Annotated in this window: 26 protein-coding genes; 14 read left to right on the top strand and 12 right to left on the bottom strand. The window is 71.2% G+C overall.

Annotated features, from left to right (window positions below):
• Positions 1–103: 103 nt before the first annotated feature.
• Positions 104–544 carry a methylmalonyl-CoA epimerase gene (mce, locus tag AF335_RS24545; protein WP_087926228.1) on the bottom strand — a complete coding sequence of 147 codons (441 nt, stop codon included), beginning with the start codon at positions 542–544 and terminating at the stop codon, positions 104–106.
• 173 nt (positions 545–717) lie between these two features.
• Here mce and AF335_RS24540 point away from each other — a divergent pair, with 173 nt between their 5' ends.
• Complete coding sequence (locus AF335_RS24540) at positions 718–1893, top strand: acetyl-CoA C-acetyltransferase (protein ID WP_102920895.1); 1176 nt, start codon at positions 718–720, stop codon at positions 1891–1893.
• A 66-nt stretch (positions 1894–1959) separates the two neighbouring features.
• A complete protein-coding gene (gene meaB, locus AF335_RS24535) occupies positions 1960–2916 on the top strand; it encodes a methylmalonyl Co-A mutase-associated GTPase MeaB (protein WP_102920602.1) in 957 nt (318 codons plus the stop codon).
• Between the two features lie 170 nt (positions 2917–3086).
• Here meaB and AF335_RS24530 read toward each other — a convergent pair whose 3' ends face one another.
• Positions 3087–4040: a TNT domain-containing protein gene (locus AF335_RS24530; RefSeq protein WP_102920601.1), complete on the bottom strand. Its 954-nt coding sequence runs from the start codon at positions 4038–4040 to the stop codon at positions 3087–3089.
• A 167-nt stretch (positions 4041–4207) separates the two neighbouring features.
• Positions 4208–4867: an HNH endonuclease family protein gene (locus AF335_RS24525; RefSeq protein ID WP_102920600.1), complete on the bottom strand. Its 660-nt coding sequence runs from the start codon at positions 4865–4867 to the stop codon at positions 4208–4210.
• Between the two features lie 245 nt (positions 4868–5112).
• On the opposite strand from AF335_RS24525, the gene AF335_RS24520 reads away from it, so the two are divergent.
• On the top strand, positions 5113–7089 hold the full coding sequence (locus AF335_RS24520) for a transglycosylase domain-containing protein (protein ID WP_311775548.1): 1977 nt from the start codon (positions 5113–5115) through the stop codon (positions 7087–7089).
• A 43-nt stretch (positions 7090–7132) separates the two neighbouring features.
• Here AF335_RS24520 and AF335_RS24515 read toward each other — a convergent pair whose 3' ends face one another.
• The 4 genes from AF335_RS24515 to AF335_RS24500 form a co-directional block, all read right to left on the bottom strand.
• Positions 7133–7609: a MarR family winged helix-turn-helix transcriptional regulator gene (locus tag AF335_RS24515; RefSeq protein WP_095583467.1), complete on the bottom strand. Its 477-nt coding sequence runs from the start codon at positions 7607–7609 to the stop codon at positions 7133–7135.
• Between the two features lie 99 nt (positions 7610–7708).
• Entirely contained in the window at positions 7709–8473 is a 765-nt protein-coding gene (locus AF335_RS24510) for an AIM24 family protein (protein WP_102920598.1), read from the bottom strand.
• A complete protein-coding gene (locus AF335_RS24505) occupies positions 8470–9120 on the bottom strand; it encodes an AIM24 family protein (RefSeq protein WP_102920597.1) in 651 nt (216 codons plus the stop codon). The genes AF335_RS24510 and AF335_RS24505 overlap by 4 nt, the downstream gene beginning before the upstream one ends.
• Positions 9120–9758, bottom strand: a complete 639-nt coding sequence (locus AF335_RS24500; protein WP_087926220.1) for an AIM24 family protein — start codon at positions 9756–9758, stop codon at positions 9120–9122. Before AF335_RS24500 ends, AF335_RS24505 begins: the two co-directional genes overlap by 1 nt.
• Positions 9759–10009: 251 nt before the next feature.
• On the opposite strand from AF335_RS24500, the gene AF335_RS24495 reads away from it, so the two are divergent.
• Both AF335_RS24495 and AF335_RS24490 read left to right on the top strand, forming a co-directional pair.
• The gene (locus AF335_RS24495; RefSeq protein WP_102920596.1) at positions 10010–10354 is read left to right on the top strand and encodes a DUF3817 domain-containing protein; all 345 of its coding nucleotides are present in this window, start codon (positions 10010–10012) and stop codon (positions 10352–10354) included.
• Positions 10351–10647 carry an MTH1187 family thiamine-binding protein gene (locus AF335_RS24490; RefSeq protein ID WP_102920595.1) on the top strand — a complete coding sequence of 99 codons (297 nt, stop codon included), beginning with the start codon at positions 10351–10353 and terminating at the stop codon, positions 10645–10647. The genes AF335_RS24495 and AF335_RS24490 overlap by 4 nt, the downstream gene beginning before the upstream one ends.
• 96 nt (positions 10648–10743) lie before the next feature.
• Here the strand turns inward: AF335_RS24490 and AF335_RS24485 are convergent, their stop codons facing one another.
• A complete protein-coding gene (locus tag AF335_RS24485; protein ID WP_102920594.1) occupies positions 10744–11115 on the bottom strand; it encodes a toxin Doc in 372 nt (123 codons plus the stop codon).
• Position 11116: 1 nt separating this feature from the next.
• On the bottom strand, positions 11117–11365 hold the full coding sequence (locus tag AF335_RS24480; protein ID WP_102920894.1) for a YlcI/YnfO family protein: 249 nt from the start codon (positions 11363–11365) through the stop codon (positions 11117–11119).
• Positions 11366–11547: 182 nt separating this feature from the next.
• Between AF335_RS24480 and AF335_RS24475 the strand changes: the two genes are divergently transcribed.
• The 5 genes from AF335_RS24475 (at position 11548) to icmA (ending at position 16081) form a co-directional block, all read left to right on the top strand.
• A complete protein-coding gene (locus tag AF335_RS24475; protein WP_102920593.1) occupies positions 11548–12807 on the top strand; it encodes an MFS transporter in 1260 nt (419 codons plus the stop codon).
• Complete coding sequence (locus AF335_RS34835; protein WP_170127801.1) at positions 12782–13135, top strand: hypothetical protein; 354 nt, start codon at positions 12782–12784, stop codon at positions 13133–13135. Before AF335_RS24475 ends, AF335_RS34835 begins: the two co-directional genes overlap by 26 nt.
• A gap of 97 nt (positions 13136–13232) precedes the next feature.
• Entirely contained in the window at positions 13233–13793 is a 561-nt protein-coding gene (locus AF335_RS24465) for a MarR family winged helix-turn-helix transcriptional regulator (RefSeq protein WP_102920592.1), read from the top strand.
• Between the two features lie 88 nt (positions 13794–13881).
• A complete protein-coding gene (locus AF335_RS24460; RefSeq protein WP_102920591.1) occupies positions 13882–14214 on the top strand; it encodes a DUF3817 domain-containing protein in 333 nt (110 codons plus the stop codon).
• A gap of 166 nt (positions 14215–14380) precedes the next feature.
• A complete protein-coding gene (gene icmA, locus AF335_RS24455) occupies positions 14381–16081 on the top strand; it encodes a coenzyme B12-dependent isobutyryl-CoA mutase large subunit (protein ID WP_102920590.1) in 1701 nt (566 codons plus the stop codon).
• A gap of 130 nt (positions 16082–16211) precedes the next feature.
• Here icmA and AF335_RS24450 read toward each other — a convergent pair whose 3' ends face one another.
• Entirely contained in the window at positions 16212–16868 is a 657-nt protein-coding gene (locus tag AF335_RS24450; RefSeq protein ID WP_102920589.1) for a TetR/AcrR family transcriptional regulator, read from the bottom strand.
• A 234-nt stretch (positions 16869–17102) separates the two neighbouring features.
• Here AF335_RS24450 and AF335_RS24445 point away from each other — a divergent pair, with 234 nt between their 5' ends.
• From AF335_RS24445 to AF335_RS34830, 4 genes are all read left to right on the top strand, one after another.
• Positions 17103–18077 (top strand): tetratricopeptide repeat protein, encoded by a 975-nt coding sequence (locus AF335_RS24445; RefSeq protein WP_102920588.1) that lies wholly within the window; start codon positions 17103–17105, stop codon positions 18075–18077.
• 600 nt (positions 18078–18677) lie between these two features.
• On the top strand, positions 18678–19331 hold the full coding sequence (locus AF335_RS24435) for a DUF6230 family protein (RefSeq protein ID WP_102920587.1): 654 nt from the start codon (positions 18678–18680) through the stop codon (positions 19329–19331).
• 215 nt (positions 19332–19546) lie between these two features.
• Positions 19547–20050 carry a DUF6114 domain-containing protein gene (locus tag AF335_RS24430; protein WP_221504781.1) on the top strand — a complete coding sequence of 168 codons (504 nt, stop codon included), beginning with the start codon at positions 19547–19549 and terminating at the stop codon, positions 20048–20050.
• Positions 20040–21482, top strand: coding sequence for a hypothetical protein (locus tag AF335_RS34830; RefSeq protein WP_170127800.1), 1443 nt, complete (start codon positions 20040–20042; stop codon positions 21480–21482). The genes AF335_RS24430 and AF335_RS34830 overlap by 11 nt, the downstream gene beginning before the upstream one ends.
• A 90-nt stretch (positions 21483–21572) precedes the next feature.
• Here AF335_RS34830 and pyk read toward each other — a convergent pair whose 3' ends face one another.
• A complete protein-coding gene (gene pyk, locus AF335_RS24420; RefSeq protein ID WP_102920586.1) occupies positions 21573–22997 on the bottom strand; it encodes a pyruvate kinase in 1425 nt (474 codons plus the stop codon).
• Between the two features lie 72 nt (positions 22998–23069).
• A complete protein-coding gene (locus AF335_RS24415; RefSeq protein ID WP_102920585.1) occupies positions 23070–24281 on the bottom strand; it encodes an acetate kinase in 1212 nt (403 codons plus the stop codon).
• Between the last annotated feature and the right edge of the window lie 81 nt (positions 24282–24362).

Raw genomic sequence — 24362 nt, 5'->3', positions numbered from 1 at the left:
GCCCTTCCGAAGAAATGGTGTCAGATCATCGGTACAGCCTGGGCCGGGCCCCCACCCCTGACCCCGGCCGGACCTGCACTCTACCGGCCGGGGGAGGTGCGGGTCAGTGCTCCGGGTCGGCGGGGGGTGCCGAGGTGACCAGTTCGGTCAGTACGCCGTGGCAGTCCTTGGGGTGCAGAAAGGTGATGCGGGACCCCATGGATCCCTTACGGGGCTCGTCATAGAGGACGCGTACGTCCTTCTTACGGATAGCGTCCGCATCGGCATCCACATCCGGCGTACCGAACGCGATGTGGTGAACGCCCTCCCCGTTCTTGGCGAGCCACTTCCCGACCGCCGAGTCCTCCCGGATGGGCTCCAGCAGCTGGAGATAGGAGGCGCCGCCGTCCGAGGTCTCATTGATCTTGAGCATGGCCTCACGCACGCCCTGCTCCTCGTTGACCTCGGAATGGAACACCTCGAAGCCGTAGGTGGCACGGTAGAACTCGACAGTCCGGTCGAGGTCGAAGCAGGCGATCCCGATGTGGTCGATGCGCGTCAGCATGGAACCAGTGCACCCCTCGCGCGAGCGGTTACGCAACGTGCGCGCGATCACACCCGCCGCCCGGTGACCGGGCGCCTACCGCTCAGTACATTGACGGAAACCCTCGTTAACCTCTCCGCTCGAAGGGGCCGCGCCTCATGTCTGGTACGAACGGTTCGACCGGCACCACCTCCGTGATCGTCGCGGGCGCCCGCACGCCGATGGGCAAGCTCCTCGGCTCCCTGCGCTCCTTCTCCGCGGCCGACCTCGGCGGCATCGCCATCAAGGCGGCCCTGGACCGGGCCGGCATCGGCGGCGACCAGGTGCAGTACGTGATCATGGGTCAGGTGCTCCAGGCGGGCGCCGGCCAGATCCCGGCCCGCCAGGCCGCCGTCAAGGGCGGCATCCCCATGAGCGTGCCGGCCCTGACCATCAACAAGGTCTGCCTCTCCGGCCTCGACGCCATCGCCCTCGCCGACCAGCTCATCCGTGCGGGTGAGTTCGACATCGTCGTCGCCGGCGGCATGGAGTCGATGACCAACGCCCCGCACCTGCTGCCCAAGTCCCGCGAGGGCTACAAGTACGGCGCGATCGAGATGCTCGACTCGATGGACCACGACGGCCTCACCGACTCCTTCGAGTCCATCGCCATGGGCGCGTCGACGGAGAACCACAACACCCGCCTCGGCATCGGCCGCGCCGCCCAGGACGAGATCGGCGCCCGCTCCCACCAGCGCGCCGCCGCCGCCCAGAAGAACGGCGTCTTCGACGCCGAGATCACCCCCGTGGAGATCCCGCAGCGCAAGGGCGAGCCGGTCGTCTTCAGCAAGGACGAGGGCGTCCGCGCCGACACCACCGTCGAGGTCCTCGGCAAGCTGCGCCCGTCCTTCCACAAGGACGGCACGATCACCGCCGGCACCTCCTCGCAGATCTCCGACGGCGGCGCCGCCGTGGTCGTGATGAGCAAGGCCAAGGCCGAGGAGCTGGGCCTTGCGTGGATCGCCGAGATCGGCGCCCACGGCAATGTCGCGGGCCCCGACAACTCGCTGCACTCCCAGCCGTCCAACGCGATCAAGCACGCGCTGGGCCGGGCCGGCCTGACCGTCGACGACCTGGACCTCATCGAGATCAACGAGGCGTTCGCCGCCGTCCTGGTGCAGTCAATCAAGGACCTGGGCGTCTCACCGGAAAAGGTGAACGTCAACGGTGGCGCCATCGCGCTCGGCCACCCCATCGGCATGTCCGGCGCCCGTACGGTGCTGCACCTCGCCCTGGAGCTCAAGCGGCGCGGCGGCGGCACGGGAGCCGCGGCCCTGTGCGGCGGCGGCGGTCAGGGCGACGCCCTGATCATCCACGTGCCGGGGAAGTGACCCGGAGGCCCGCCGAGGGCCCCGGAGAGCGCCCCTGAGTCACGCACGTTCGGAACGGAGCAGGTCATGGTGGACGTCCCCGCACTGGTCGAGCAGGCACGGGAGGGCAGGCCGCGCGCCGTGGCCCGGCTGATCTCCCTGGTGGAGGGGGCGTCCCCGCAACTGCGCGAGGTCATGGCCGCGCTGGCCCCGCTGACGGGCAACGCCTACGTCGTCGGCCTCACGGGTTCCCCGGGCGTCGGCAAGTCGACATCCACGTCGGGGCTGGTCAGCGCCTACCGCCGGATGGGCAAGCGGGTCGGCGTCCTCGCCGTCGACCCGTCCTCGCCGTTCTCCGGCGGCGCGCTGCTGGGCGACCGGGTCCGGATGTCCGACCACGCCTCCGACCCCGGCGTCTACATCCGGTCCATGGCCACCCGCGGCCACCTCGGCGGCCTGGCCTGGGCCGCCCCGCAGGCCATCCGGGTCCTGGACGGCGCCGGCTGCGACGTGATCCTGGTCGAGACGGTCGGCGTCGGCCAGTCGGAGGTCGAGATCGCCTCCCAGGCCGACACGTCCGTGGTGCTGCTGGCACCCGGCATGGGCGACGGCATCCAGGCCGCGAAGGCCGGGATCCTGGAGATCGGCGACGTCTACGTCGTCAACAAGGCCGACCGCGACGGCGCCGATGCCACGGCCCGCGAGCTCAACCACATGCTGGGCCTCGGCGAGGCCCGCGGCCCCGGCGACTGGCGCCCGCCCATCGTCAAGACCGTCGCGGCCCGGGGCGAGGGCCTGGACGAGGTCGTCGAGGCCCTGGAGAAGCACCGGGCCTGGATGGAGGAACGAGGCGTCCTGGCGGAGCGCCGGACCGCGCGCGCGGCCCGCGAGGTGGAGACGATCGCGGTCACGGCGCTGCGTGAGCGGATCGGTGACCTGCATGGGGATCGTCGGCTGGGGGTGCTGGCGGAGCGGATTGTGGCGGGGGTGCTGGATCCGTATGGGGCGGCGGACGAGTTGGTGGCGGGGCTGACGGGGGCGTAGGTGCGCCTGCGGCGGGCTTTTTCCCCACCCCGCCCCTTCCCGAATGTCCTCAAGCGCCGGACGGGCTGATTTTCAGCCCGTCCGGCGCTTGAGGACCGGGGTACGGGGCGGAGCCCCGGTTCGGGAAGGGGCGGGGTGGGGAAAAGCCCCGCGCAGCGGCACCCCCGCCGTCACACCCCCAGCGCCCCCACCACCTCCCGGTACAACCCCCGCGCCCCCTCATCCGCAGACGAGTACGTGCTCACCACCCACTCCCGCCCCCGCTCCGAAAACCCCACCACCCACACCCCGTCGCCCCGCGACCGCAGCGAGTAGAACTCGGCCGAGGCAGCCCCGTCCCCGGTCCCGCCGACGCGGTAATACACGTCCGGAACCCCCGCCCGCCGCAACGCCTCCCGCACCGTACGGAAGTCCACGTCACCACTCGCGTCCACCCGCCGCACGAGCCCCGACGCCGCAGCCGTCCGCGTCGTGGCCAGTTCCTCCAGATAGTGGTTGTCCAGCAGCCATTTGACGTTGACGTCCTTCGGCAGGCCCGCGTCCGCCGCCCCGTCGAGCTTGATCTGCCGGCCCTTTCCCGGCTGGCCGAACCAGGGGGCTATCGAGCCCTCCTGGACGCCGAACGGCTTGGTCACCTTGTAGACGTGGTAGTTGCAGACCGCGCCGCCCGGATAGGTGCGCAGGCTCGACGGCGGCATGGCGCGGCCGCCGTACGGGACGTCCGTGGGCGCCAGGAACCTGCCGGTCGGCAGGCCGAAGCGGTCGACCCGTGTGCCCTTCTTCAGCGTGACGACCTGCCGGGGCCCGTCGAAGCCGTCGTCGCCGGGCCACCGCCAGTCCTTGCCGGTGCTGTCGCGCCACTCCTTGAGGAAGACATCGGGGGCGGGGCCGCCCGCGCCGGTGCGCGCGTAGCCCTTGAGCAGGGGGCCGAGGGGGCGCGTGGTGGGCAGGTCCGCGGCGCCGAGCAGCCAGTCGCCCTGGAACGGCGTGGAGCAGGACGGGGCCGCGGGCGTCGCGACGGCGGTCCCCCGGGCCTGTGCCGTGCCGGCGAGCGCGCCGCCGGACAGCGCCGTGGCGCAGAGGACCGCCGATATGCGTATGCGGGTACGGGCCTTGCGCCTCATCCGGGCTCCCTTGAATCGTTCTGTCGTGAGTGGTGCGTGGGGCACCTGTGGCAGCGGGCCACGACAGAACAGTGCAGTGCGGGGGAGCCGTACAGAAGGAGGTAACAGGCCGTTCGATCTTGACCGGAGCCGACCGGATCAGTGCGGTCGCGGTCGCGGACCCGCCGTCAGCCGCAGGTGTTGAGCATGGTGACCAGCTGGTCCGCCTCCGCCTGGGTCACCGACAGGTCGTACAGGTGCTTCACGTCCACCCAGGCGCGGGAGTACGTGCACCAGTAGGTGCGGTCCGGCGGGCTCCACTGGTCGGGGGACTGGTCGCCCTTGCTGCGGTTCGAGGACGCGGAGACGGCGATGAGCTGTGAGTGCGCCAGGTCGTTGGCGAACTGCTTACGCAGGGGCGTCTCCCAGTGGTCGGCCCCGGAGCGCCAGGCGTTGGCCAGCGGCACCATGTGGTCGATGTCGACCTGCGACGCCGAGGCGAGGGTCTTGTCGTCGTACGGGCTGTGCCAGCTGCCGCCCGTGGCCCGGCACTTGGGGTCCTGGACGACGTTCTGCCCGTCCCGCTTCAGGACGACCTCGCGGGTGTCGCAGTCGGCGCCCTGCTGGATCCAGTGCGGGAACTTCGCCCGTGAGTAGCCGGCCATCGGGTGCGGTGCCTCGACGGTCAGGTCCGCGAGCTCGTCCCGGGCCTCGTCGGCCGGGGGCGGCTCGGGCATCCGGGCGGGCACGGCGACGGCCGTCGTGGTGGCGGTGGCGGACCCGAGGACCGCGGCCGCGGCGAGCGCGAGGGTGGCGGCGGCGGAACGCCGGGCGCGTGAGGTGAGCATGTGTCAGAAATAGCAGCGGGCTTCCGGCCGGGTGGGGCATAGCGGAACGTCGGCGTGTCCTGAAACATGCCGAAAGTCCCGCTCCTGGGCCCGTGTTCACCGCCTCTCCCGTCACAGAAACCCCACATGTCACAGAACGCTCATACAAATTCTCGAACCGACGCCCGTCCGGGACCGTCTCACTCGTCAACGCGGAGTTCCGCAGGAATCCGTACGGAGACGCCTCGTCCAGGAGTGACCGGCCCTTGAGCAAGCACCGTGACATGTCGCGCCCCCGCCGCAACGGAAGGAAGAAGGACGGGAAGGACGGGAAGAAGGAGGCGCGGTCCGGCAGGAGATTCATCGACTACCCGCGCCACGGCCGGCGCGGCGTGCGGCGCTGGCTCCCGTCCTGGCGGCAGCTCCTGGGCGTCCTCACGGTGTGCGTGGGCGCGCTGACCGGGCTCTTCGCCTGGGTCTACGCGAGCGTGGACATCCCCGACGAGAACGCGGCGGCCGTCCAGCAGGCCAATACGTACTACTGGTCGGACGGTACCCAGATGGTGAGCCTGGGGCAGGTCAACCGGAACATCGTCCACCTGTCGGAGGTGCCGGAGTCCACCCGCGACGCCGTGATCGCCGCGGAGAACGAGAGCTTCTACAGCGACCGGGGAGTGTCGTTCAAGGGCATCCTCCGGGCGTTCGCCAGCACCGCCCAGGGCGGGGAGACCCAGGGCGGCTCCACGATCACCCAGCAGTATGTGAAGAACACCTACCTCTCGCAGGAGCAGACCGTCACGCGGAAGGTCAAGGAGTTCGTCATCTCGCTGAAGGTGGACCGCACGAAGGGCAAGGACGAGATCCTCCAGGGCTATCTGAACACCAGCTGGTTCGGCCGCGGCGCCTACGGGATCGAGGCCGCCGCCCAGGCGTACTACGGCATCCCCGCCAAGAAGCTGAACCCGAGTCAGAGCGCCATGCTCGCGTCCCTGTTGAAGGGCGCGGAGCTCTACGACCCGTCGACGAGCGCGGCCAACCACGAGCGCGCGGTCGACCGCTGGAAGTGGATACTCGACCGGCAGGTCAGGGCCGGCCTGCTGGGCGAGGAGGAGCGCGACCGCTACCGGACCTTCCCGGAGCCGGTCAAGCGGTCGATGTCCACGAGCCTGGGCGGCCAGACCGGCTACCTCGTCGACGTCGCCAACAAATACCTCAAGCAGCGCGCGATGCTCACCGATCAGGACCTGGCGCACGGCGGCTACAAGATCCACACCACCTTCGACAAGAACCGGGTGCGACAGCTCTCGAAGGCCGTGGAGACCACGCTCAGCCGGGACGTCGACCCGAAGAAGCGCCCGGCCGACGAGGGCGTCCAGATCGGCGCCGCCTCGGTGCGCCCCTCGGACGGCGCCGTCCTCGCCCTCTACGGCGGCCCCGACGCCACCAAGCACTTCGCCAGCAACGCGGACACGTCCGGCGTCCCCGCCGGCTCCGTGTTCAAGCCCTTCGTCCTCGCCGCCGCCCTCAAGCGCGGCGACGATCCCGACGGCTACTACGGCAAGGACGGCACCCTGCTCTCCCCGTCGGCCGACGGCCCCGGCCCGGACGAGGCGCACCCGACCCTGCGTCAGGCCCTCATGACCGGCGGCAACGCCACCTACACCCAGCTCGGCCGGGACGTGGGCCTGGAGCGGGTGCGGGACACCGCCGTGGGCGCCGGCCTGCTCAAGAGCAGCATGGCCGAGCTGGAGCGGACGTTCCCCCTCGGCACCTCGACGCCCAGCGCGATCCGGATGGCGGGGGCGTACGGCACGTTCGCCAACCGCGGCATGCAGAACGACCCGTACTCGGTGACGAAGCTGCTCAAGGACGGGGTGTCCGTCGGCGGCTTCGAGGAGCGGGCGAAGGCGCGGCGGGCCATGGACAAGGGCGTGGCCGACGGCGTCACGGACGTGCTCCGGGAGGCCGGTGCGAAGGGTGTGGACGCGGAGGGCGTGGACGCGGAGGCGGTCAAGGGGCTCGGCCCCTTCGCAGCGGCCCGGACCGGCGACCAGGACCGGCTGCGGTCGGCGTGGTTCGTGGGCTATACGAAGGAGCTGTCCACGGCCGTGACCCTGTTCCGTACGAAGCCGGGGGAGCCGCAGCTGCTGCCGGTGTCGGAGACCGGCGGCGAGGAGGCGCGGCGGGGCAACGCGCTCCCCGCCCGCGTCTGGGCCGACTACACGCGCGCCGCACGGTCTTGAGGCGGGCCGGAGCGCCCCTGGCGGGGCGCTCCGGCAGCCGGGCTCAGACCCGGCCGCGCGTGGTCCGCAGGTGCTGGGCGACCGGCGCGAGGGAGGCGTGGAGTGCCTTGAGGTCCGCCTCGCCCAGCAGGTCGATGAAGTGCTCGCGCACGGAGGCGACGTGGTGCGGGGCGACCTCCCGCATCATCTCCCAGCCCTGCTCCGTGAGGACGGCGTAGAGCCCGCGCCGGTCGGACTCGCAGTTCTCGCGGCGGACGAGACCGGCGTTCTCCATGCGGGTGATCTGGTGGGAGAGCCGGCTCTTGGACTGGAGGGTCGCGGTGGCGAGGTCGCTCATCCGCATCCGGTGGTCCTCGGACTCCGAGAGGTTGACGAGGATCTCGTAGTCGTTGTTGGTGAGGCCGAACGGCTGGAGGTCCCGTTCGAGCTGGTGCATCAACAGTCGGCTGACGTCCAGATGGGCGCGCCAGGCGCGCTGTTCCTCTTCGCTGAGCCAGCGGGTGCCGTTCTCGGTGTCCATAGACATAGAGGAATTCTACCTAAGAAAGTTGAAAAATTAACCAGTGTGGGTGCGGGTGACGAGGTCACGCGTTCGACGTCACCCTCCGCAGGGTACCGCTCACAGCCCGAAGCGGCGCTGGAGGTCTCCCAGCTGGCCCGGCATGCGCGGCATAGATGGCTGATTAGGCGGGGTTGCGCTCGGGACCCCGGCCTGCTGCGGCACGCCGCCCGTCGCGATCTCCGGCATCAGCTGCTCCGAGGACTGCAGCAGTACCGTACCGGCACCGACGAACTCGAACTGGTGCTCCTCGCCCGAGGTGCCGCCGATCCCGGTGAACGCCCGCACCCCGCCGAGCACGCCGGTGAGGTACTGGTGGTCGTAGTGGTGGCACGGCGAGGGGCAGTCCGACCAGCCGACCAGGGCCTGCGGGTCGACCCGGATCGGCGGCTCGACGAAGACGACCGGCCCGTTGGAGGCCGCGACGAACTTGCCGGTGCCGATCAGGGTGAGGAAGCCGGGGATGATCGACTGCTTGAGCGACAGCGACGGCTGGAAGGCCAGCAGGTTCCCCGAGCGCACGGTGAGGTTGCCGTCCTCCAGGTCGAAGGAGTTGACGTCGAAGGAGCGGTCGGCGAGCAGCATCTTGCCCCGGCCCTCGGCCACCACCCAGTCCGCGGCGTGCAGCGGCGAGTGGAAGCTGTGGGCGATGAGGCGGTCGAGGCGGCCGTGGCCGATGCCATGGAAGTCGATGCGCCCGTAATAGGCGATCATCTTCCCCTTCTGCAGGAACCACTGGCCGTCGAGGTCCACGCTGAAGGCGTACGGGTTGACGTTGTCGTCGACCGGCAGGGTGTGGGCGTCATGGATGACCGGGCCGTTCACAGCTTCTCCTCGGATGCCTGTACGTACACCGTGCCGTTGCCGGACAGCTCGAGCTGGAACGCCTCGCCGGAACCGCGGCCGACCATCTCGCGCCAGCCGAGCGCGGCCGAGAGCTTGTTGCGGACCTCGCCGCGGTGCGCGACGTACGCCTGCGGGTCGACGTGCACGGGCCGCTGCGGGGTGATCGGCAGCTCGATGAAGCCGCCGTGGGCCATCACGGCGACGGCGCCGTGGCCCTTGAGCGTGGTGGTGAACAGGCCCTGGCCGGTGACCTGGCCGCGGACCATGCCCATGACGCCGCCCTGCGAGCCCATGAACATGGTGCCCTGCTGGAGGGAGCCGTCGAAGGCGAGGAGACGGTCGGCCTCCACATAGAGCGTCTCGCCGGACAGCTCGATCACATGGACGTGGTGCCCGCCGTGGCCGAACATCACCGTGCCGGCGCCCTCGACCGTCATCAGGGGCGTCGCCTCGTTGGCCACCCGGCGGCCGATCATGCCCATCACGCCGCCCTGACCGCCCGTGATGCTGGGGGTGAAGGACACGTCGCCCTTGTAGGCGAGCATGGCGCCGCGCTGGCTGTAGAGGCGCTGGCCGGGGATGAGCTTCGCCTCGACCATGCGGGAGTTCAGGAGCCGGAAGGGCATCAGACGTCACCGCCGATCGTGTTGCGCTCGCTGGGCTGTACGTACACCAGGCCCTCGCCCTCGAAACGGATCTGGAACGCCTCGCCGGAGCCCTCGCCGATGAAGGTCCGGAAGTTCACACCGGACTGGAAGTGCTGCTTCAGCTTGCCGGTGTGCGCGATGTACGCGCCCGGGTCGACCTGGAGCGGCGTCGACGGAGTCACCCGCAGGACGACCGCCTGGCCGTCCGACATGATCGCCGCCTGGCCGGAGCCCTCGACGGTCGTCGTGAACAGCCCGGTGCCCTGGGAGGCGCCGCGCAGACCGGTGAAGGAGGTGCCGGTGCGCAGCGCGGCGTCGGTGCACAGCAGGTTGCTGGACTCGACGTAGAGCGTCTCGCCGCGCAGGGTGACCAGGTTTATCTCGGTGGCGCGGTCGGCGAAGTAGCAGGTGCCGCGCCCCTTCACCTCCATCACTTCCATCTGTTCGCCGGTGAGCCGGCGTGTGACCATGCCGCGGAGGCCGTCGCCGCCGCCGGTCATCTTCTTGAACGACATCTCGCCCTCGTACGCGACCATCGCGCCGTTCTTGGCCTTGACCGCGTCGCCGGAGAGGTCGACGGCGAGAACTTTGCTCCCTTGGAGCCGAAACTGAGCCACGGGACGACGCTAGCGGCAGGACATACCGCTCGAACAGGCCCTAGGTCCCGGAACGGTCCCGGAAGTGTCCCGGAACCGTCCCGGGGTCGCCTTCCGGCCGGAAGGGTCCCGGAACGTCCCGGAAACGGACCCCCGTCCGGTGACCGACGGCCGGGCTGAGACAATGGACCGGCTTGTGAATGCCCTCACAAGCGGTAGTCGCGCCGCCACACGGCCGACCGGCCCGCCACTCACACTCCGAAGGTGCCCCCGTGGACATCAAGACCGCCTCCGCCCTGCGCCGGCTCCGCCTGGTCTCCGCACCGGAGGCCGTTTCCTTCCTGCTGCTGATGGTCTGCTCGGTGCTCAAGCGCACGACCGACTTCAACGCCGTACCGGTGATGGGCGCCGTCCACGGCATCCTCTTCGTCATCTACGTCGTCTTCTGGGTGGACGCCTGGAACAAGGCCAAGTGGCAGCTGAAGACGGCCGCCCTGTACTTCGTCCTCTCCGTCCTCCCCTTCGGCGGCTTCTTCGCCGAGCGGAAGCTGCGCCGTGAGGCCGAGGCGAGCGTCATCGCCGCCCGCGCCCGCAAGGAAGGCGTGGTCAACGCATGATCGTCGCCTTCTCGGTCTCGCCCCTGGGCGTCGGCGAGGACGTCGGCGAGTACGTGGCCGACGCGGTCCGCGTGGTCCGCGAGTCCGGCCTGCCCAACCGCACCGACGCGATGTTCACGTCGATCGAAGGCGAGTGGGACGAGGCCATGGACGTCGTCAAGCGCGCGGTGGCCGCGGTGGAGGCCCGCTGCGGCCGCGTCTCCCTGGTCCTGAAGGCGGACATCCGCCCGGGCGTCACGAACGGCCTGACGTCGAAGGTCGAAACGGTCGAGCGCTACCTCGCGGAAGGCTGACCCACCCCTTCGTAAACGGCCGCCCGGACCGGACCCCACGGTCCGCTCCGGGCGGCCGTTTCCGTGTCCGGCCGGACGGCCGGTGCCGTGCGCCGGTCAGACGCGCCAGGAGCGGATGCGGTCGGCCGCGCCATAGGCGTCCGCGCGGTTGGCGTCCATGTCGCGGGCGAGGTCGATCAGGGCGCCGTACGGAGGGTCGAGGGCCTCGCCGGCCGCGCTCATGTAGGCCACGACGACGGCGGCGCCGAAGAGGGCGTTCCGCGCCGGGAGCGGTCGCAGGCGGACGAGGGCGTGCATGAGCGCCGCGGCGCGCCACGCGGCGTCGACCACGGCGCCGACCCGGGGGGTGTTGACGCGATGCCGTCCGACCGCGGCCACGAGCGACGAGAAGTCGTGGACACCGGGCTGCTTGGGAAGGATCTCCGCCTGCCGTTCCAGGAGCCAGCGGATGTCGATGTGGAGCTCCACGTCAGGCGGCCCGCCCCGGAGCGTCGAGCTGGCCGGGGGAGTCCTCGGGGAAGGCCGCGTCGAACTCGGCCGCGTGCCTGTCGATGAACGAACGGAAGACCTCGGCGGCGCCTTCGAGGCGGGGATCCCGGACGGCGTCGCGCGCGGCCCGGGCGATCAGCGCGGTCACCGTGGTGCCTTCGTCCTCGGCCCGCTGCTTGAGCAGCGCGTGCAGTTCGTCATCGACGCGGATGGTCACTGGCTTCGACATGTGCCGACCGTACAGCGTCATGTACAGCGGCGGGGTGTTTCCGGCACATCTAGCAGGCAGCGGAACGGAATCCCCAAGAGCCTCTCGTCAGCCGGGCCCGCGTCCCCTTCCCCGGGCCCCTTCCGTATCGACTGCGGACCGGACACTGGGCACCGCCCCACCCCTTCGGCACCCTCTCGCACATGTCAGCGATACCTCCGGCCGGATATCCGGCCGTCCTCGCCGTGCGTGAGTTCCGTGCCGTGTTCGGCGCCCATCTGCTCTCCCTGCTCGGGATCGTCGTCGGGGAGATCGCCCTGTCCGTGCTCGTCTACCGCCTCACCGGATCCCCGGCCATGAGCGCGCTGGCCTTCGCGCTCGGCTTCCTGCCCTACGTGGCGGGCGGCACCCTGCTGTCCGGAGTCGCCGACCGCTACCCCGCGCGGCGCGTCCTCGTCGTCTGCGACCTGCTCTGCGCCGCGAGCGCCGCCGGCATGGCCCTGCCGGGCACCCCCGTGGCCGCCCTGCTCGCGCTGCGCTGCGTCAACGCCGCGATCGGGCCCGTCTTCGCCGGGACCCGGGCGGCCACCCTGGGCGACGTGCTCGGCGAGGGCGACCTGTTCGTCCTCGGCCGCTCGCTGATCCGGCTCGTCTCGCAGGGCGCCCAGCTCGCCGGCTTCGCGGCGGGCGGGCTGCTGCTCACCGCCGTTTCGCCGCGCGGCGCCCTCCTCGCGACCGTCGCCGGATTCCTCGCCTCCGCGACTCTGCTCCGCTTCGGGACGCGCGCGAGGCCGGCCCGCGCCGTGGGCGGCGGGCTGCTGACGTCCTCCCTCTCGGGCGTCGGCCGGCTCCTCGCCCGGCCCCGCACCCGGGCCCTGCTCCTGCTGTCCTGGCTGCCGCCCTTCTTCCTGGTGGTCCCCGAGGCGCTGGCGGCCCCGTACGCGGACGACCTCGGGGCGGGCCCGGCCGGCCTGGGGCTGCTGATGTGCGCGATGCCCGTCGGTGCGATCGCCGGCGAGGTGCTCGCCGGATCCCTGCTGGGCCCGCGCGCCCGGGAGCGGATCACACTGCCTGTGGCGGCCGGGTGCCTGCTGCCCTTCCTCGGTTACGCGGCGCACCCCTCGCTGGGCTGGGCGCTGCTCGCCGTGGGCACGGCCGGCCTCGGCATGGCGCACACGCTCGGCCTGGACCAGTGGTTCCTCGCGGCGGTGCCGGAGGAGCTGCGCGGCAGGGCCATGACGGTCCAGACGGCCGGCACGATGACGATCCAGGGGCTCGGCATGGCGTGCGCCGGCCTGGTGGCCGAGGGGGTGCCGGTGCATGTGGTGGTGGCTGCCGCCGGGGTGATCGGCACCCTGGCGGTGGGAGCCGTGGTGCGGCTTGTCGTACGCTCGGCGGCATCAAGATCGACAGTGCGACCGGCAGGGGGAGTCAGCCATGTTCAAGCTGCTCAAGAACAATAACGACGACGAGGGATCGGCGCCCGACCCCAGCGTGGTCGTGCTCCGGGACTCGGCCGCCGTGGCCGAGGCCGTGGCCGAGGCGCTGGCCTCGGCGAGCGACGCCGAGCGGCCCGGCCTGGAGCGCGCCGCCGCGCTGATCGCCGAGCGGGCCGCGCGCCCGGAGCACGAGGTGCGGGCCGACTGGGTGCGCGAGGTCTGCGCCGAGGCCGGTGTCGACCCCGTCGCCCAGGAGCTCCACGCCATCCGCGCGGTCCGCAAGGCCGCCCCGCGACTGCGCCTCGCGGAGGCCGTGCAGCTGGTGCGCGAGGTGCGGGAGAACGCCGCGTGACGAGGGGATGTCGGGGGAGACTGCCAGTTCTTCCCCTGTGACGTCCGGAATTTGAGATACCGGCGGTCACCATATGGCCGAGCGGTAGGCTCGTCACGTGCCGAAGCCGCTCAGCCTCCCCTTCGATCCCATCGCCCGAGCAGACGAGCTCTGGAAGCAGCGCTGGGGGTCCGTGCCGTCGATGGCGGCGATCACTTCGATCATGCGGGCCCATCAGATCCTGCTGGGTCAGGTCGACGCCGTCGTCAAACCGTACGGACTGACCTTCGCGCGCTACGAGGCGCTGGTGCTGCTGACGTTCAGCAAGGCCGGCGAGCTGCCGATGTCCAAGATCGGCGAGCGGCTGATGGTGCACCCCACCTCCGTCACCAACACGGTGGACCGGCTGGTCACCTCGGGGCTGGTCGCCAAGCGCCCCAACCCCAACGACGGCCGGGGCACGCTCGCCTCGATCACCGACAAGGGCCGTGAGGTCGTCGACGCGGCCACCCGCGACCTGATGGCCATGGACTTCGGCCTCGGGGTCTACGACGCGGAGGGCTGCGCGGAGATCTTCTCGCTGCTGCGCCCCCTGCGGGTGTCGGCCGAGGACTTCGCGGACGAGGAGCCCGGCGGCCTTGACGAGGCCGTGGACTTCGAGGGCGCGCGGGGCGCGTAGCGCGGGCGCCCGGGGTTACGAGGACACGCGCCCCGGCGGGGAAGGGGCGGCGAAGATCGCCCCGGAACGTGCGGTTACGCTCGTAGGCATGAAAAAAAGCGTGCTGACCCGCTACCGCGTCCTCGCGTACGTCACGGGCGTGCTGCTGGTCCTGCTGGTGATCGGAATGATCGCCAAGTACCTGCTGGACATGGACGTCTCGGGTGCCGTCCGGCTGATCGCCATCGCCCACGGCTGGCTCTTCGTCCTGTATCTGGTCTTCGCCTTCGACATGGGCTCCAAGGCCAAGTGGTCGTTCGGCAAGCTGGCCTGGGTGCTGGTGGCCGGGACCATCCCGACGGCGGCCTTCTTCGTGGAGCGCAAGGCGGTCAAGGAGCTGGAGCCCCTGATCGTCGACGACGCCTCCCGCGTCACCGCCTGAGCCCCGCGCTCGCGACACCGCCCCGGACACCCCTTGTGTTCGGGGCGTTCTTGCGCGACGATTTACTAGGACGTCCTATTAAATCGGCCCCGAGAGGCGGCCCGAGCGGCGCCAGCCGCCGATCACTACCACTCGCGCCGGGGCGCGGAGAGGCGGACGACAGATCATGGACGCAAGCGCGATCGAGGCCGGGCGCAGCCGCTGGCAGGCCCGGTACGACGGGGCGCGCAAGCGCGAGGCGGACTTCACCACCCTGTCCGGTGACGAGGTCGCGCCGGTCTACGGCCCCCGCCCCGGCGACACCTACGAGGGCTTCGAGCGGATCGGCTGGCCCGGTGAGTACCCCTTCACCCGGGGCCTCCACGCCACCGGCTACCGCGGCCGCACCTGGACCATCCGCCAGTTCGCCGGCTTCGGCAACGCCGAGCAGACCAACGAGCGGTACAAGATGATCCTCGCGGCGGGCGGCGGCGGCCTCTCCGTCGCCTTCGACATGCCCACGCTGATGGGCCGAGACTCCGACGACCCGCGCTCCCTCGGCGAGGTGGGCCACTGCGGCGTCGCCATCGACTCCGCCGCCGACATGGAGATCCTCTTCAAGGACATCCCGCTCGGCGACGTCACGACCTCCATGACGATCAGCGGACCCGCGGTCCCCGTCTTCTGCATGTACCTGGTCGCCGCCGAGCGCCAGGGCGTCGACCCGGCCGTCCTCAACGGCACGCTCCAGACGGACATCTTCAAGGAGTACATCGCCCAGAAGGAGTGGCTCTTCCCGCCCGAGCCCCACCTGCGCCTGATAGGCGATCTGATGGAGCACTGCACCCGGGGCATCCCCGCCTACAAGCCGCTCTCCGTCTCCGGCTACCACATCCGCGAGGCCGGGGCCACGGCCGCGCAGGAGCTCGCCTACACCCTGGCCGACGGCTTCGGCTATGTGGAGCTCGGCCTCAGCCGCGGCCTGGACGTCGACACCTTCGCGCCCGGCCTCTCCTTCTTCTTCGACGCCCACCTCGACTTCTTCGAGGAGATCGCCAAGTTCCGGGCCGCCCGCCGGATCTGGGCCCGCTGGATGAAGGAGGTCTACGGCGCGAAGACCGACAAGGCCCAGTGGCTGCGCTTCCACACCCAGACGGCCGGTGTCTCCCTCACCGCCCAGCAGCCGTACAACAACGTCGTCCGGACCGCCGTGGAGGCCCTCTCGGCAGTCCTCGGCGGCACCAACTCGCTGCACACCAACGCCCTGGACGAGACCCTGGCGCTGCCCAGCGAGCAGGCCGCCGAGATCGCCCTGCGCACCCAGCAGGTGCTGATGGAGGAGACCGGCGTCGCCAACGTGGCGGACCCGCTGGGCGGTTCCTGGTACGTCGAGCAGCTCACCGACCGCATCGAGGCCGACGCGGAGAAGATCTTCGAGCAGATCAGGGAGCGGGGCACCCGGGCCGTGCCGGACGGCAGGCACCCCATCGGGCCCATCACCTCCGGCATCCTGCGCGGCATCGAGGACGGCTGGTTCACGGGCGAGATCGCCGAGAGCGCCTTCCGCTACCAGCAGTCCCTGGAGAAGGGCGACAAGCGGGTCGTCGGCGTCAACTGCCACCACGGCTCGGTCACGGGCGACCTGGAGATCCTCCGGGTCAGCCACGAGGTCGAGCGCGAGCAGGTCCGGGTGCTCGGCGGTCGCAAGGCGGCCCGGGACGACGCCAGGGTCTCCGGCGCGCTGGCCGCGATGCTGGCCGCCGCCCGCGACGGCTCGAACATGATCGAGCCCATGCTGGAGGCGGTCCGGGCGGAGGCCACGCTGGGCGAGATCTGCGACGTCCTGCGGGACGAGTGGGGGACGTACACGGAGCCGGTGGGCTTCTGACGGACGAGCGGGGCAGCGCGCACGGGGCCCGTGGGCTTCCGGGTGGCCCCCGGGTCAGGGCGTGACGAGGGCCTCCGGCGACCGCCGGGGGCCCGCACCGTCACCCGGCCCGGCGCGGGGCGCCCCCGGGTCAGACCGGGCGCCCCGCCAGCCCGCCGACCAGCAGGTCCGCGAAGGAGCGGGTCCACGCCTCGTCGACCGGCTCGGCGCTCACCAGGGCACGGTGGACGACCGCCCCGGCGATCACATCGAAGATCAGGTCCGCGTGCCGGGCCGCGGCCGCGGGGCTCTCCTCGTACGGGAGTTCACCGCGCTCCTGCGCCCGCTCGCGGCCGATCAGCACCAGCTGCTTCTGCCGGTCCACGATCGCGGAGCGGATCCGCGCGCGCAGCGCGTCGTCGCGGGTGGACTCGGCGACCACGGCCATCAGCGCCGTCTTCGTCTCCGGGCGCTCCAGCAGCGCCGCGAACCGGAGGACGACTCCCTGGATGTCGGCCTGGAGGCTGCCCAGGTCGGGCAGGTCGAGGTGTTCGTCGAAGAGCGCCGCGACCGCGTCCACGACCAGTTCGCTCTTGCCCGCCCAGCGCCGGTAGAGCGTGGTCTTCGCGACCCCCGCGCGGGCCGCCACATCGCTGAGCGTCAGCTTGCCCCAGCCCAGCTCGACCAGGGCCTCGCGGGTCGCGCCGAGGATCGCGCGGTCGGCCTCGGCGCTGCGGGGCCGGCCCGTACGCCCCTGGCCGCGCTGCCCGGGGCGCCCCGGGGGACCGGGGGGAGGGGCGTAAGTCATGCCGCGACCTTACCGCCGGGTAGCTCCGGGCCTATGAGCCAGATCACGGAAAACCTCGCCGGAGAGCTCCCGGAGGTACGGGAGTTGCAGTTACGCTACGAGGCGTAGCGTAAGAGCGACAACCACGGATGCCGGGTGGGGACCCGGTGTCGACCCGCTTGCTACGGGACGTACCACGAGCGCCCTTCGAGGCGCGCTTTTCCGATCGCCGCGCGGAGGGGGGAGGATAGGGCCATGCAGCCACGGAACATGTCCATGAGTGGAGTGGTCGACCTCGCCGCGGTGAAGGCGGCCGGGGAAGCCAGGCAGAAGGCGGAGCAGGCGCGGGCCGAAGCGGCCCGCCAGGGCGGCACACCGCCCGCCGGCGCGCAGCGCCTCGTCTTCGACGTCGACGAGGCCGGCTTCGAGGCCGAGGTCCTCCAGCGCTCCGCCGAGGTGCCCGTCGTCATCGACTTCTGGGCCGACTGGTGCGAGCCGTGCAAGCAGCTCGGCCCGCTGCTGGAGCGGCTCGCGGCGGAGTACGCCGGCCGCTTCGTCCTCGCGAAGGTCGACGTCGAAGCCAATCAGATGCTCTTCCAGCAGTTCGGCGTGCAGTCCATCCCGGCGGTCTTCGCCGTGGTGGCCGGGCAGGCCCTGCCGCTGTTCCAGGGTGCCGCGCCGGAGGCGCAGATCCGCGAGGTACTGGATCAGCTCGTCGCGGTCGCCGAGCAGCGCTTCGGCATCGTGGGCGCGCCCGTCGACGCCGGCGCGGCCGACGTGGAGGCGCCCGCTCCGCAGGCCGCCCCGATGAGCCCGCACGACGCCGCGCTGGGCCTCGCCCACGACGCGCTGGACGCCGGTGACCTGGGCGGCGCCGTCCGGGCCTACCGGAACGTGCTCTCCGACGACCCGGGCAACGCCGAGGCGAAGCTGGGCCTGGCCCAGGCCGAACTGCTCCAGCGGGTCCAGGACATGGACCCGCAGCAGGTCCGCAAGGCCGCCGCGGAGGGCCCCGCGGACGTCCCGGCGCAGATCGCCGCGGCCGACCTGGACCTGGTCGGCGGGCATGTCGAGGACGCCTTCGGCCGGCTGCTCGATGCCGTCAGGCGGACCGCGGGCGAGGACCGCGACGCCGCGCGCGTGCGGCTCCTGGAGCTGTTCGAGGTGATCGGGGGCGACGATCCGCGGGTGACCGCGGCGCGTACCGCGCTGTCCCGCGCGCTGTTCTGACGGGCCGGGGGGTCACCCCCGCTCACTGGTGCCCCAGGCGGCACCCTGAACGGCACCAGCACCGCGCTTTACCAAAACTTGGTAATCGCGGCCGCTGTTACCGTGCGTAAGAAGGACCCGGGCATTCGCCCGGGTTTTTCTTTTATCTCCACTTCCCTCCGAACACGTTGCGGCGATCCCCCTCCATCCGCCGATGCGTACCTATCACCCCTTGGTTATCGGCTCGTTACTCGCTAGTAATGAACCTCTTGTGCCCCGGCCGCGAATGGACCACGATCGGCCAAGCTCGGTCCATTCCCCCGTCCCGGCAGCCGGCCGGTGTCAGAGGTGTGGGTCCCCACCGGGCGGGTCGGCCCCCTTCGGCCGGCCCGGGGACAGGGGGGTCTCCGCCTGAACGGCGTTGCCTGTCCCCTTGGTTGCGCACCCGCGCGGCCTGTGGTTGTCGCTCGGGGGTGATCGCCGGTGCGGTCGGTGCGTTCCGTGCCACCGGGCGTGGCGGCGCTCTTCCTCCCGAGGACGTAAGCCGTCTCCCATCCCCGGCTACGGGTCCGCTCCCGCGGCTCCCGTACCGGAGGTGTACGTCCGAGAAGGAGGCAAGTCATGGAGTCCCAGACTCGTGGTGGGACCAGATGGCGGCGGTTCGCCGTCGTCATGGTGCCCAGCGTCGCGGCGACGGCCGCGATCGGGGTGGCCGTCGCGCAGGGCGCGCTGGCGGCGTCGTTCAGCGTGTCGGGCCAGCAGTTCAAGGTCCAGGCGGGCGAGATGGTCGGTTACGACTTCGTCCAGTACGGAGCCCTCGACAAGAACTCGGAGGGTCCGCACCCGGTCGCGGTGGTCGGGCTGAACAAGGCCACGATCAGCAATCTCTGCCAGTCCGTGGTCATTCCGATCCCCGGGACGGGCAAGGACGTCTCGATGGTGCTCCGGGCCGGCCAGGGCAAGGACAAGGTCGAGGCGTCGAAGCTCTACATCGACGCGGACGTCCTCAAGGCCGACGCGGAGTTCGAGCAGGTCGACATCGGTGTGTCGGTCAACGACACCACCAAGGGCGCGGGCAAGGGCAAGGGCCCCGGCCCGGCGCCCGGCGACACGATCGTGCCCGGCTCGTTCGCCCAGCAGGCGGAGAAGGTCACGTTCAGGGACGCCAAGCAGCGGGCCTGGGCCACCTCCGCCGGCACCTTCAACCTCAAGGGTCTGAAGATGGGCGTCAGCTTCGGCAAGAACGAGTGCTTCAAGGACTCGGAGCTGGAGTGAGGGCGCGGGCGCGGGTGCGTGCTAAGCGCTCCGCCGGAACTCCGGCGAGGCATCCGCAGGTGCGTCGTGGCCGGCCGCGCAGTTCCCCGCGCCCCTTCGGGGCGCTGCCGAACCGCACCGGACTTCGCCAAGCCGGCTTGGCCGTTCCCGCGCCCGTACGTTCCGCCATCGCACCGCGTACCACCGAAATCGCCAGTTCCGAGGAGCTGTACGACATGAGCGTCGACACGCGACCCCAGCAGACCAGTTCATTCGGCCGCGCACGCCGTTCGTTCCGGGCCTGGCGGGGACGGCGCCCGTTCTGGGGCGGGCTGTGGACCCTGCTGGCCGGCATCCCGATCATGTACATCCCGTACCAGACGGTCACCTTGGGCGATCTGCACATCCGGCTGGCCACCACCGCCGGGGCCGGCTCGCTGATCATCGGCGTGCTGCTGATCGTCCTCGGCCTGACCCTCTGGTTCCAGCAGCAGTCGCGGATCTTCGCCGGTGTCGCGGCGATCCTGCTCGCGCTGGTGTCCCTGGTGGTGTCCAACTTCGGGGCGTTCCTGATCGGGTTCCTGCTCGCCCTCGTCGGCGGCGCGCTCGGCGTCTCCTGGATGCCGGGGAAGCCGGTCGCCGCGGCCGGGGCGGACGCGAGCGGCGCCGAGGCCCCCCAGGGCGACCGGCCCCGGCTGTCCCTGACGAAGGAGACGAACGGGAGGCACCGTGCCGACTGACGAGGAGCGCGAGAGCGGGCGGGTGAGAACGGGCCCGCGGCACGCCGCGCCCCGGAAGCACCTGCTGGCCAGGCTCCACATGCCGGCGGGCAAGGCGGTCGCCCTCGCGGCGATGCCGTCCGCGGTGCTGATGGGCATGGGCCTCACGCCTCAGCTGGCCCTGGCCGAACCGACGCCGGCGAACCCCTTCGAGGGAGCCTGCGCGACGGTGCCGGACCGGTCCCCGGAGCCGGACGGCGGGGAAGGCAAGGACGGGCGCGAGGGCAAGGCCGCCGACCGGACTTCCGACGAGGACGCGGCGGAGAAGGACACCAAGGACGGCAAGGACACCAAGGACGACAAGGGCACCAAGGACGGCAAGGGCGACAAGGACGCCAAGGACGGGAAAACCGGGGAACCGGCTAAGCCCGGTACCGGTACCGGTACCGGTGCGGGCGACAAGGCCGGTACGAGCAGTGGCGGTGGTGCGGGCGGCAAGGCCGGTGACGGTACCGGCAAGGCCGGTCGGCTGCCCGCGCCGCCGCCCGCCGTACCGTCGGCTCCGTCCTCTCCGTCGGCTCCGTCCTCTCCGTCGGCGCCGCCCTCCCCGTCGCCCTCGGCCTCCAAGTCGGTCGACCCCCTCGACCCCCTGGGGCTCGGCGACGCGCTCAAGGACGTTCTGACCGGGGGCGCCGGGCCCGGCGCGAAGCCCTCGTCGCCGGGCGCCTCGCCCGCGCCCTCCGCCCCGAGGCCCTCGGCCACCGGAGGCGGCAGGAGCGACGGCAAGGAAAGCGGCAAGGAAAGCGGCGAGGAGCGCGCCAAGGGCGGTCACCCCGCGGCCCGGCCCTCGGGCTCCGGCGGCCCCTCCGCCGCGCGTTCCCCGTCGGCGGCCCCGTCCGGATCGGCCTCCGCGTCGCCCTCCGGCTCGCCTTCCCCCTCCGCCTCGGCGCAGGGCGACGGCCCGCCGCCCTGCCCGGCGCCCCAGGTCGTGGACGAGAAGGAGAAGCACTCCTTCCCGATCAACCCCTGGTTCCTGGAGTCCGACAAGCTCACCCTCGGCGGACTGACCTACGAGGGGATCAAGAAGATCACGACGGTGGACGGGAAGGAGAAGTCCGTCCTGAAGTTCACCGCGGACTCGGTGTCCATCGGGGACCTGCACCAGATCGTCAACATCCGGGACAAGCAGTACCACGTGGCAGGGCGCGGCACGACGTCCACGATCCGGGGCGGCCAGGTGACCATGTACACCGAGTCGCTCAAGGGCGAGCTCCTCGGACTGCTGCCGGCGGACTACAGCGCCACCAGCCCGCCGCCCATGATCCCCGGCCTGAAGCTGCCCGTCCCGATCTTCTTCACCGGGGTGAAGCTCCGTCAGGGCGGTCAGTTCGGCGGGACGCTGCACATCCCCAATCTGCACCTGTACGTCACACCGGGAACGTATCCGCAGTGATGCGGAGCGGCAGCGCGGTGAGACGGCCGTGGCCGCCACCCCCGGGAGGGGATGGCGGCCACGGCCGTCCTGCGTACCGGAGCGCGGTGCCTAGCGGCCCTCGCCCAGGTGGTGCACCCGCACCATGTTGGTGGTGCCGGGGACACCGGGCGGGGAACCCGCCGTGATGATCATGGTGTCGCCCTCGCTGTAGCGCTTGAGCTTCAGCAGCTCGGCGTCGACCAGGTCGACCATGGCGTCCGTGTTGTCCACGTGCGGCACGACGAAGGTCTCGACGCCCCAGCTCAGCGCGAGCTGGTTGCGGGTCGAGGCGTCCGTGGTGAAGGCCAGGATCGGCTGGGCCGTGCGGTAGCGGGACAGCCGGCGGGCGGTGTCACCGGACTTGGTGAAGGCGACCAGCGACTTCGCGCCTAGGAAGTCGGCGATCTCGCAGGCGGCGCGGGCGACCGAGCCGCCCTGCGTGCGCGGCTTCTTGCCCGGGACGAGCGGCTGGAGGCCCTTGGAGAGGAGCTCCTCCTCGGCCGCCTCGACGATGCGGGACATCGTCTTGACGGTCTCGATCGGGTAGGCGCCGACGCTGGACTCGGCCGACAGCATGACCGCGTCCGCGCCGTCCAGGATCGCGTTCGCGACGTCGGACGCCTCGGCGCGGGTCGGCCGGGAGTTGGTGATCATCGACTCCATCATCTGGGTCGCGACGATCACCGGCTTGGCGTTGCGGCGGCACATCTCCACGAGGCGCTTCTGCACCATCGGGACCTTCTCCAGCGGATACTCCACCGCGAGGTCGCCACGGGCCACCATCACACCGTCGAACGCCGCGACGACGCCCTCCATGTTGGCGACGGCCTGCGGCTTCTCGACCTTGGCGATGACCGGCACCCGGCGGCCGACCTCGTCCATGACGCGGTGGACGTCCAGGACGTCCTTGGCGTCGCGGACGAAGGACAGCGCGACCATGTCGCAGCCCATCGCCAGGGCGAACTTCAGGTCCTCGATGTCCTTCTCGGACAGCGCCGGGACGTTCACCGCCGCGCCGGGCAGGTTGATGCCCTTGTGGTCGGAGATGACACCGCCCTCGATGACGATGGTGCGCACCCGCGAGCCCTCGACCTCGGTGACCCGGAGCTCGACGTTGCCGTCGTTGATCAGGATCTGGTCGCCCTTGGAGACATCGCCCGGCAGGCCCTTGTAGGTGGTGCCGCAGATCGTCCTGTCACCGGGGACGTCCTCGGTGGTGATGGTGAACTCGTCACCGCGCACCAGCTCCACGGGGCCGTCCGCGAAGGTCTCCAGACGGATCTTCGGGCCCTGGAGGTCGGCGAGGACGCCGACCGCGCGGCCGGTCTCCTCGACAGCCTTACGGAGGCGGTGGTACCGCTCCTCGTGCTCCGAGTGGGTCCCGTGGCTCATGTTGAAGCGGGCCACGTTCATACCGGCCTCGATCAGCGTCTTCAGCTGCTCGAAGGAGTCGACGGCGGGGCCCAGGGTGCAGACGATTTTGGAACGGCGCATGGGGCAGATCCTATCGGTTTGTTTCGGAGCGGAATATTCGAGCTGTGGGAAAGACCGAGAGTCGGCCGGTGATCAAGCGCTGACCAGGGCGTACGCCTGGGTGGCGATCTCCAGCTCCTCGTCGGTGGGCACCACGGCGACGGCGACCCGGGCGTACTCGGGCGAGATCAGCCGCGGCTCGTCGGCCCGCACGGCGTTGAGACCGGCGTCCACGGCCAGGCCCAGCTCCTCCAGGCCCGCGACGGCGGCCTCGCGCACCGGGGCGGCGTTCTCGCCCACACCGGCGGTGAAGGCCACGGCGTCGACCTTGCCGAGGACCGCGTAGTACGCGCCGATGTACTTCTTCAGCCGGTGCACGTAGACGTCGAAGGCCAGCGCCGCGCGCTCGTCGCCCTCGTCGATGCGCCGGCGGATCTCGCGCATGTCGTTGTCGCCGCACAGACCGATCAGACCGCTCTTCTTGTTCAGGAGCGAGTCGATCTCGTCGATGGACATCCCGCCGTTGCGGGCCAGGTGGAAGATGACCGCCGGGTCGATGTCACCCGAGCGGGTGCCCATGACCAGGCCCTCCAGCGGGGTGAGGCCCATGGAGGTGTCCACGCAGCGGCCGCCGCGCACGGCCGAGGCCGAGGCGCCGTTGCCCAGGTGCAGGACGATCACGTTGACCTCGGAGGGGTCCTTGCCCAGCAGCTTGGCCGTCTCGCGCGAGACATAGGCGTGCGAGGTGCCATGGAAGCCGTAGCGGCGGATGCGGTGGGCGTCCGCGGTCTCCACGTCGATCGCGTAGCGGGCGGCCGACTCCGGCATCGTGGTGTGGAAGGCGGTGTCGAAGACCGCGACCTGGGGGAGGTCGGGACGGAGCGCCTGGGCGGTGCGGATGCCCGTGATGTTGGCGGGGTTGTGCAGCGGCGCCACCGGGATCAGCCGCTCGATCTCCGCGACGACCTCGTCCGTGATCACGGTCGGCGCGGTGAACTTCTGGCCGCCGTGCACGACCCGGTGCCCGATCGCGGCGAGCTCCGGCGAGTCCAGGCCCAGCCCGTCCGCGGCCAGCTCCCGGGCGACGGCCTTCAGCGCGGCCTCGTGGTCGGCGATCGGCGCCTCCGTCTCGCGCTTGGCGCCGCCCGTGGCGAGCGGGGTGTGCGCGAGGCGGGAGGTCTCCTCACCGATGCGCTCCACCAGGCCGACGGCCAGCCGGGCGCCGTCGGCCATGTCGAGCAGCTGGTACTTGACGGACGAGGAGCCGGAGTTGAGGACGAGGACGCGGGTGGGGTTGGCAGTCATGAAGGGCTTTCCGGGTCGGTTGTGGGGGACGTGATGTGTGGGGGCTGTGCCGGTCCGTAAGGGCTACCGGCCCCGGGGGCC

This window comes from Streptomyces eurocidicus, assembly GCF_002891295.1.
Lineage (GTDB): Bacteria > Actinomycetota > Actinomycetes > Streptomycetales > Streptomycetaceae > Streptomyces > Streptomyces eurocidicus.
The sequence above is the reverse complement of the archived record's forward strand: the minus strand, read 5'-3'. Positions and strand labels throughout refer to the sequence as shown.

Excerpts from the sequence above, each read along its gene's own strand:
- mce (WP_087926228.1), bottom strand. The coding sequence starts at position 544 with ATGCTGACGCGCATCGACCACATCGGGATCGCCTGCTTCGACCTCGAC.
- meaB (WP_102920602.1), top strand. The coding sequence starts at position 1,960 with ATGGTGGACGTCCCCGCACTGGTCGAGCAGGCACGGGAGGGCAGGCCG.
- AF335_RS24530 (WP_102920601.1), bottom strand. The coding sequence starts at position 4,040 with ATGAGGCGCAAGGCCCGTACCCGCATACGCATATCGGCGGTCCTCTGC.
- AF335_RS24525 (WP_102920600.1), bottom strand. The coding sequence starts at position 4,867 with ATGCTCACCTCACGCGCCCGGCGTTCCGCCGCCGCCACCCTCGCGCTC.
- AF335_RS24515 (WP_095583467.1), bottom strand. The coding sequence starts at position 7,609 with ATGGACACCGAGAACGGCACCCGCTGGCTCAGCGAAGAGGAACAGCGC.
- AF335_RS24505 (WP_102920597.1), bottom strand. The coding sequence starts at position 9,120 with ATGCCCTTCCGGCTCCTGAACTCCCGCATGGTCGAGGCGAAGCTCATC.
- AF335_RS24490 (WP_102920595.1), top strand. The coding sequence starts at position 10,351 with ATGATCGTCGCCTTCTCGGTCTCGCCCCTGGGCGTCGGCGAGGACGTC.
- AF335_RS24480 (WP_102920894.1), bottom strand. The coding sequence starts at position 11,365 with ATGTCGAAGCCAGTGACCATCCGCGTCGATGACGAACTGCACGCGCTG.
- AF335_RS24475 (WP_102920593.1), top strand. The coding sequence starts at position 11,548 with ATGTCAGCGATACCTCCGGCCGGATATCCGGCCGTCCTCGCCGTGCGT.
- AF335_RS34835 (WP_170127801.1), top strand. The coding sequence starts at position 12,782 with ATGTTCAAGCTGCTCAAGAACAATAACGACGACGAGGGATCGGCGCCC.
- AF335_RS24460 (WP_102920591.1), top strand. The coding sequence starts at position 13,882 with ATGAAAAAAAGCGTGCTGACCCGCTACCGCGTCCTCGCGTACGTCACG.
- icmA (WP_102920590.1), top strand. The coding sequence starts at position 14,381 with ATGGACGCAAGCGCGATCGAGGCCGGGCGCAGCCGCTGGCAGGCCCGG.
- AF335_RS24450 (WP_102920589.1), bottom strand. The coding sequence starts at position 16,868 with ATGACTTACGCCCCTCCCCCCGGTCCCCCGGGGCGCCCCGGGCAGCGC.
- AF335_RS24445 (WP_102920588.1), top strand. The coding sequence starts at position 17,103 with ATGCAGCCACGGAACATGTCCATGAGTGGAGTGGTCGACCTCGCCGCG.
- AF335_RS24435 (WP_102920587.1), top strand. The coding sequence starts at position 18,678 with ATGGAGTCCCAGACTCGTGGTGGGACCAGATGGCGGCGGTTCGCCGTC.
- AF335_RS24430 (WP_221504781.1), top strand. The coding sequence starts at position 19,547 with ATGAGCGTCGACACGCGACCCCAGCAGACCAGTTCATTCGGCCGCGCA.
- pyk (WP_102920586.1), bottom strand. The coding sequence starts at position 22,997 with ATGCGCCGTTCCAAAATCGTCTGCACCCTGGGCCCCGCCGTCGACTCC.
- AF335_RS24415 (WP_102920585.1), bottom strand. The coding sequence starts at position 24,281 with ATGACTGCCAACCCCACCCGCGTCCTCGTCCTCAACTCCGGCTCCTCG.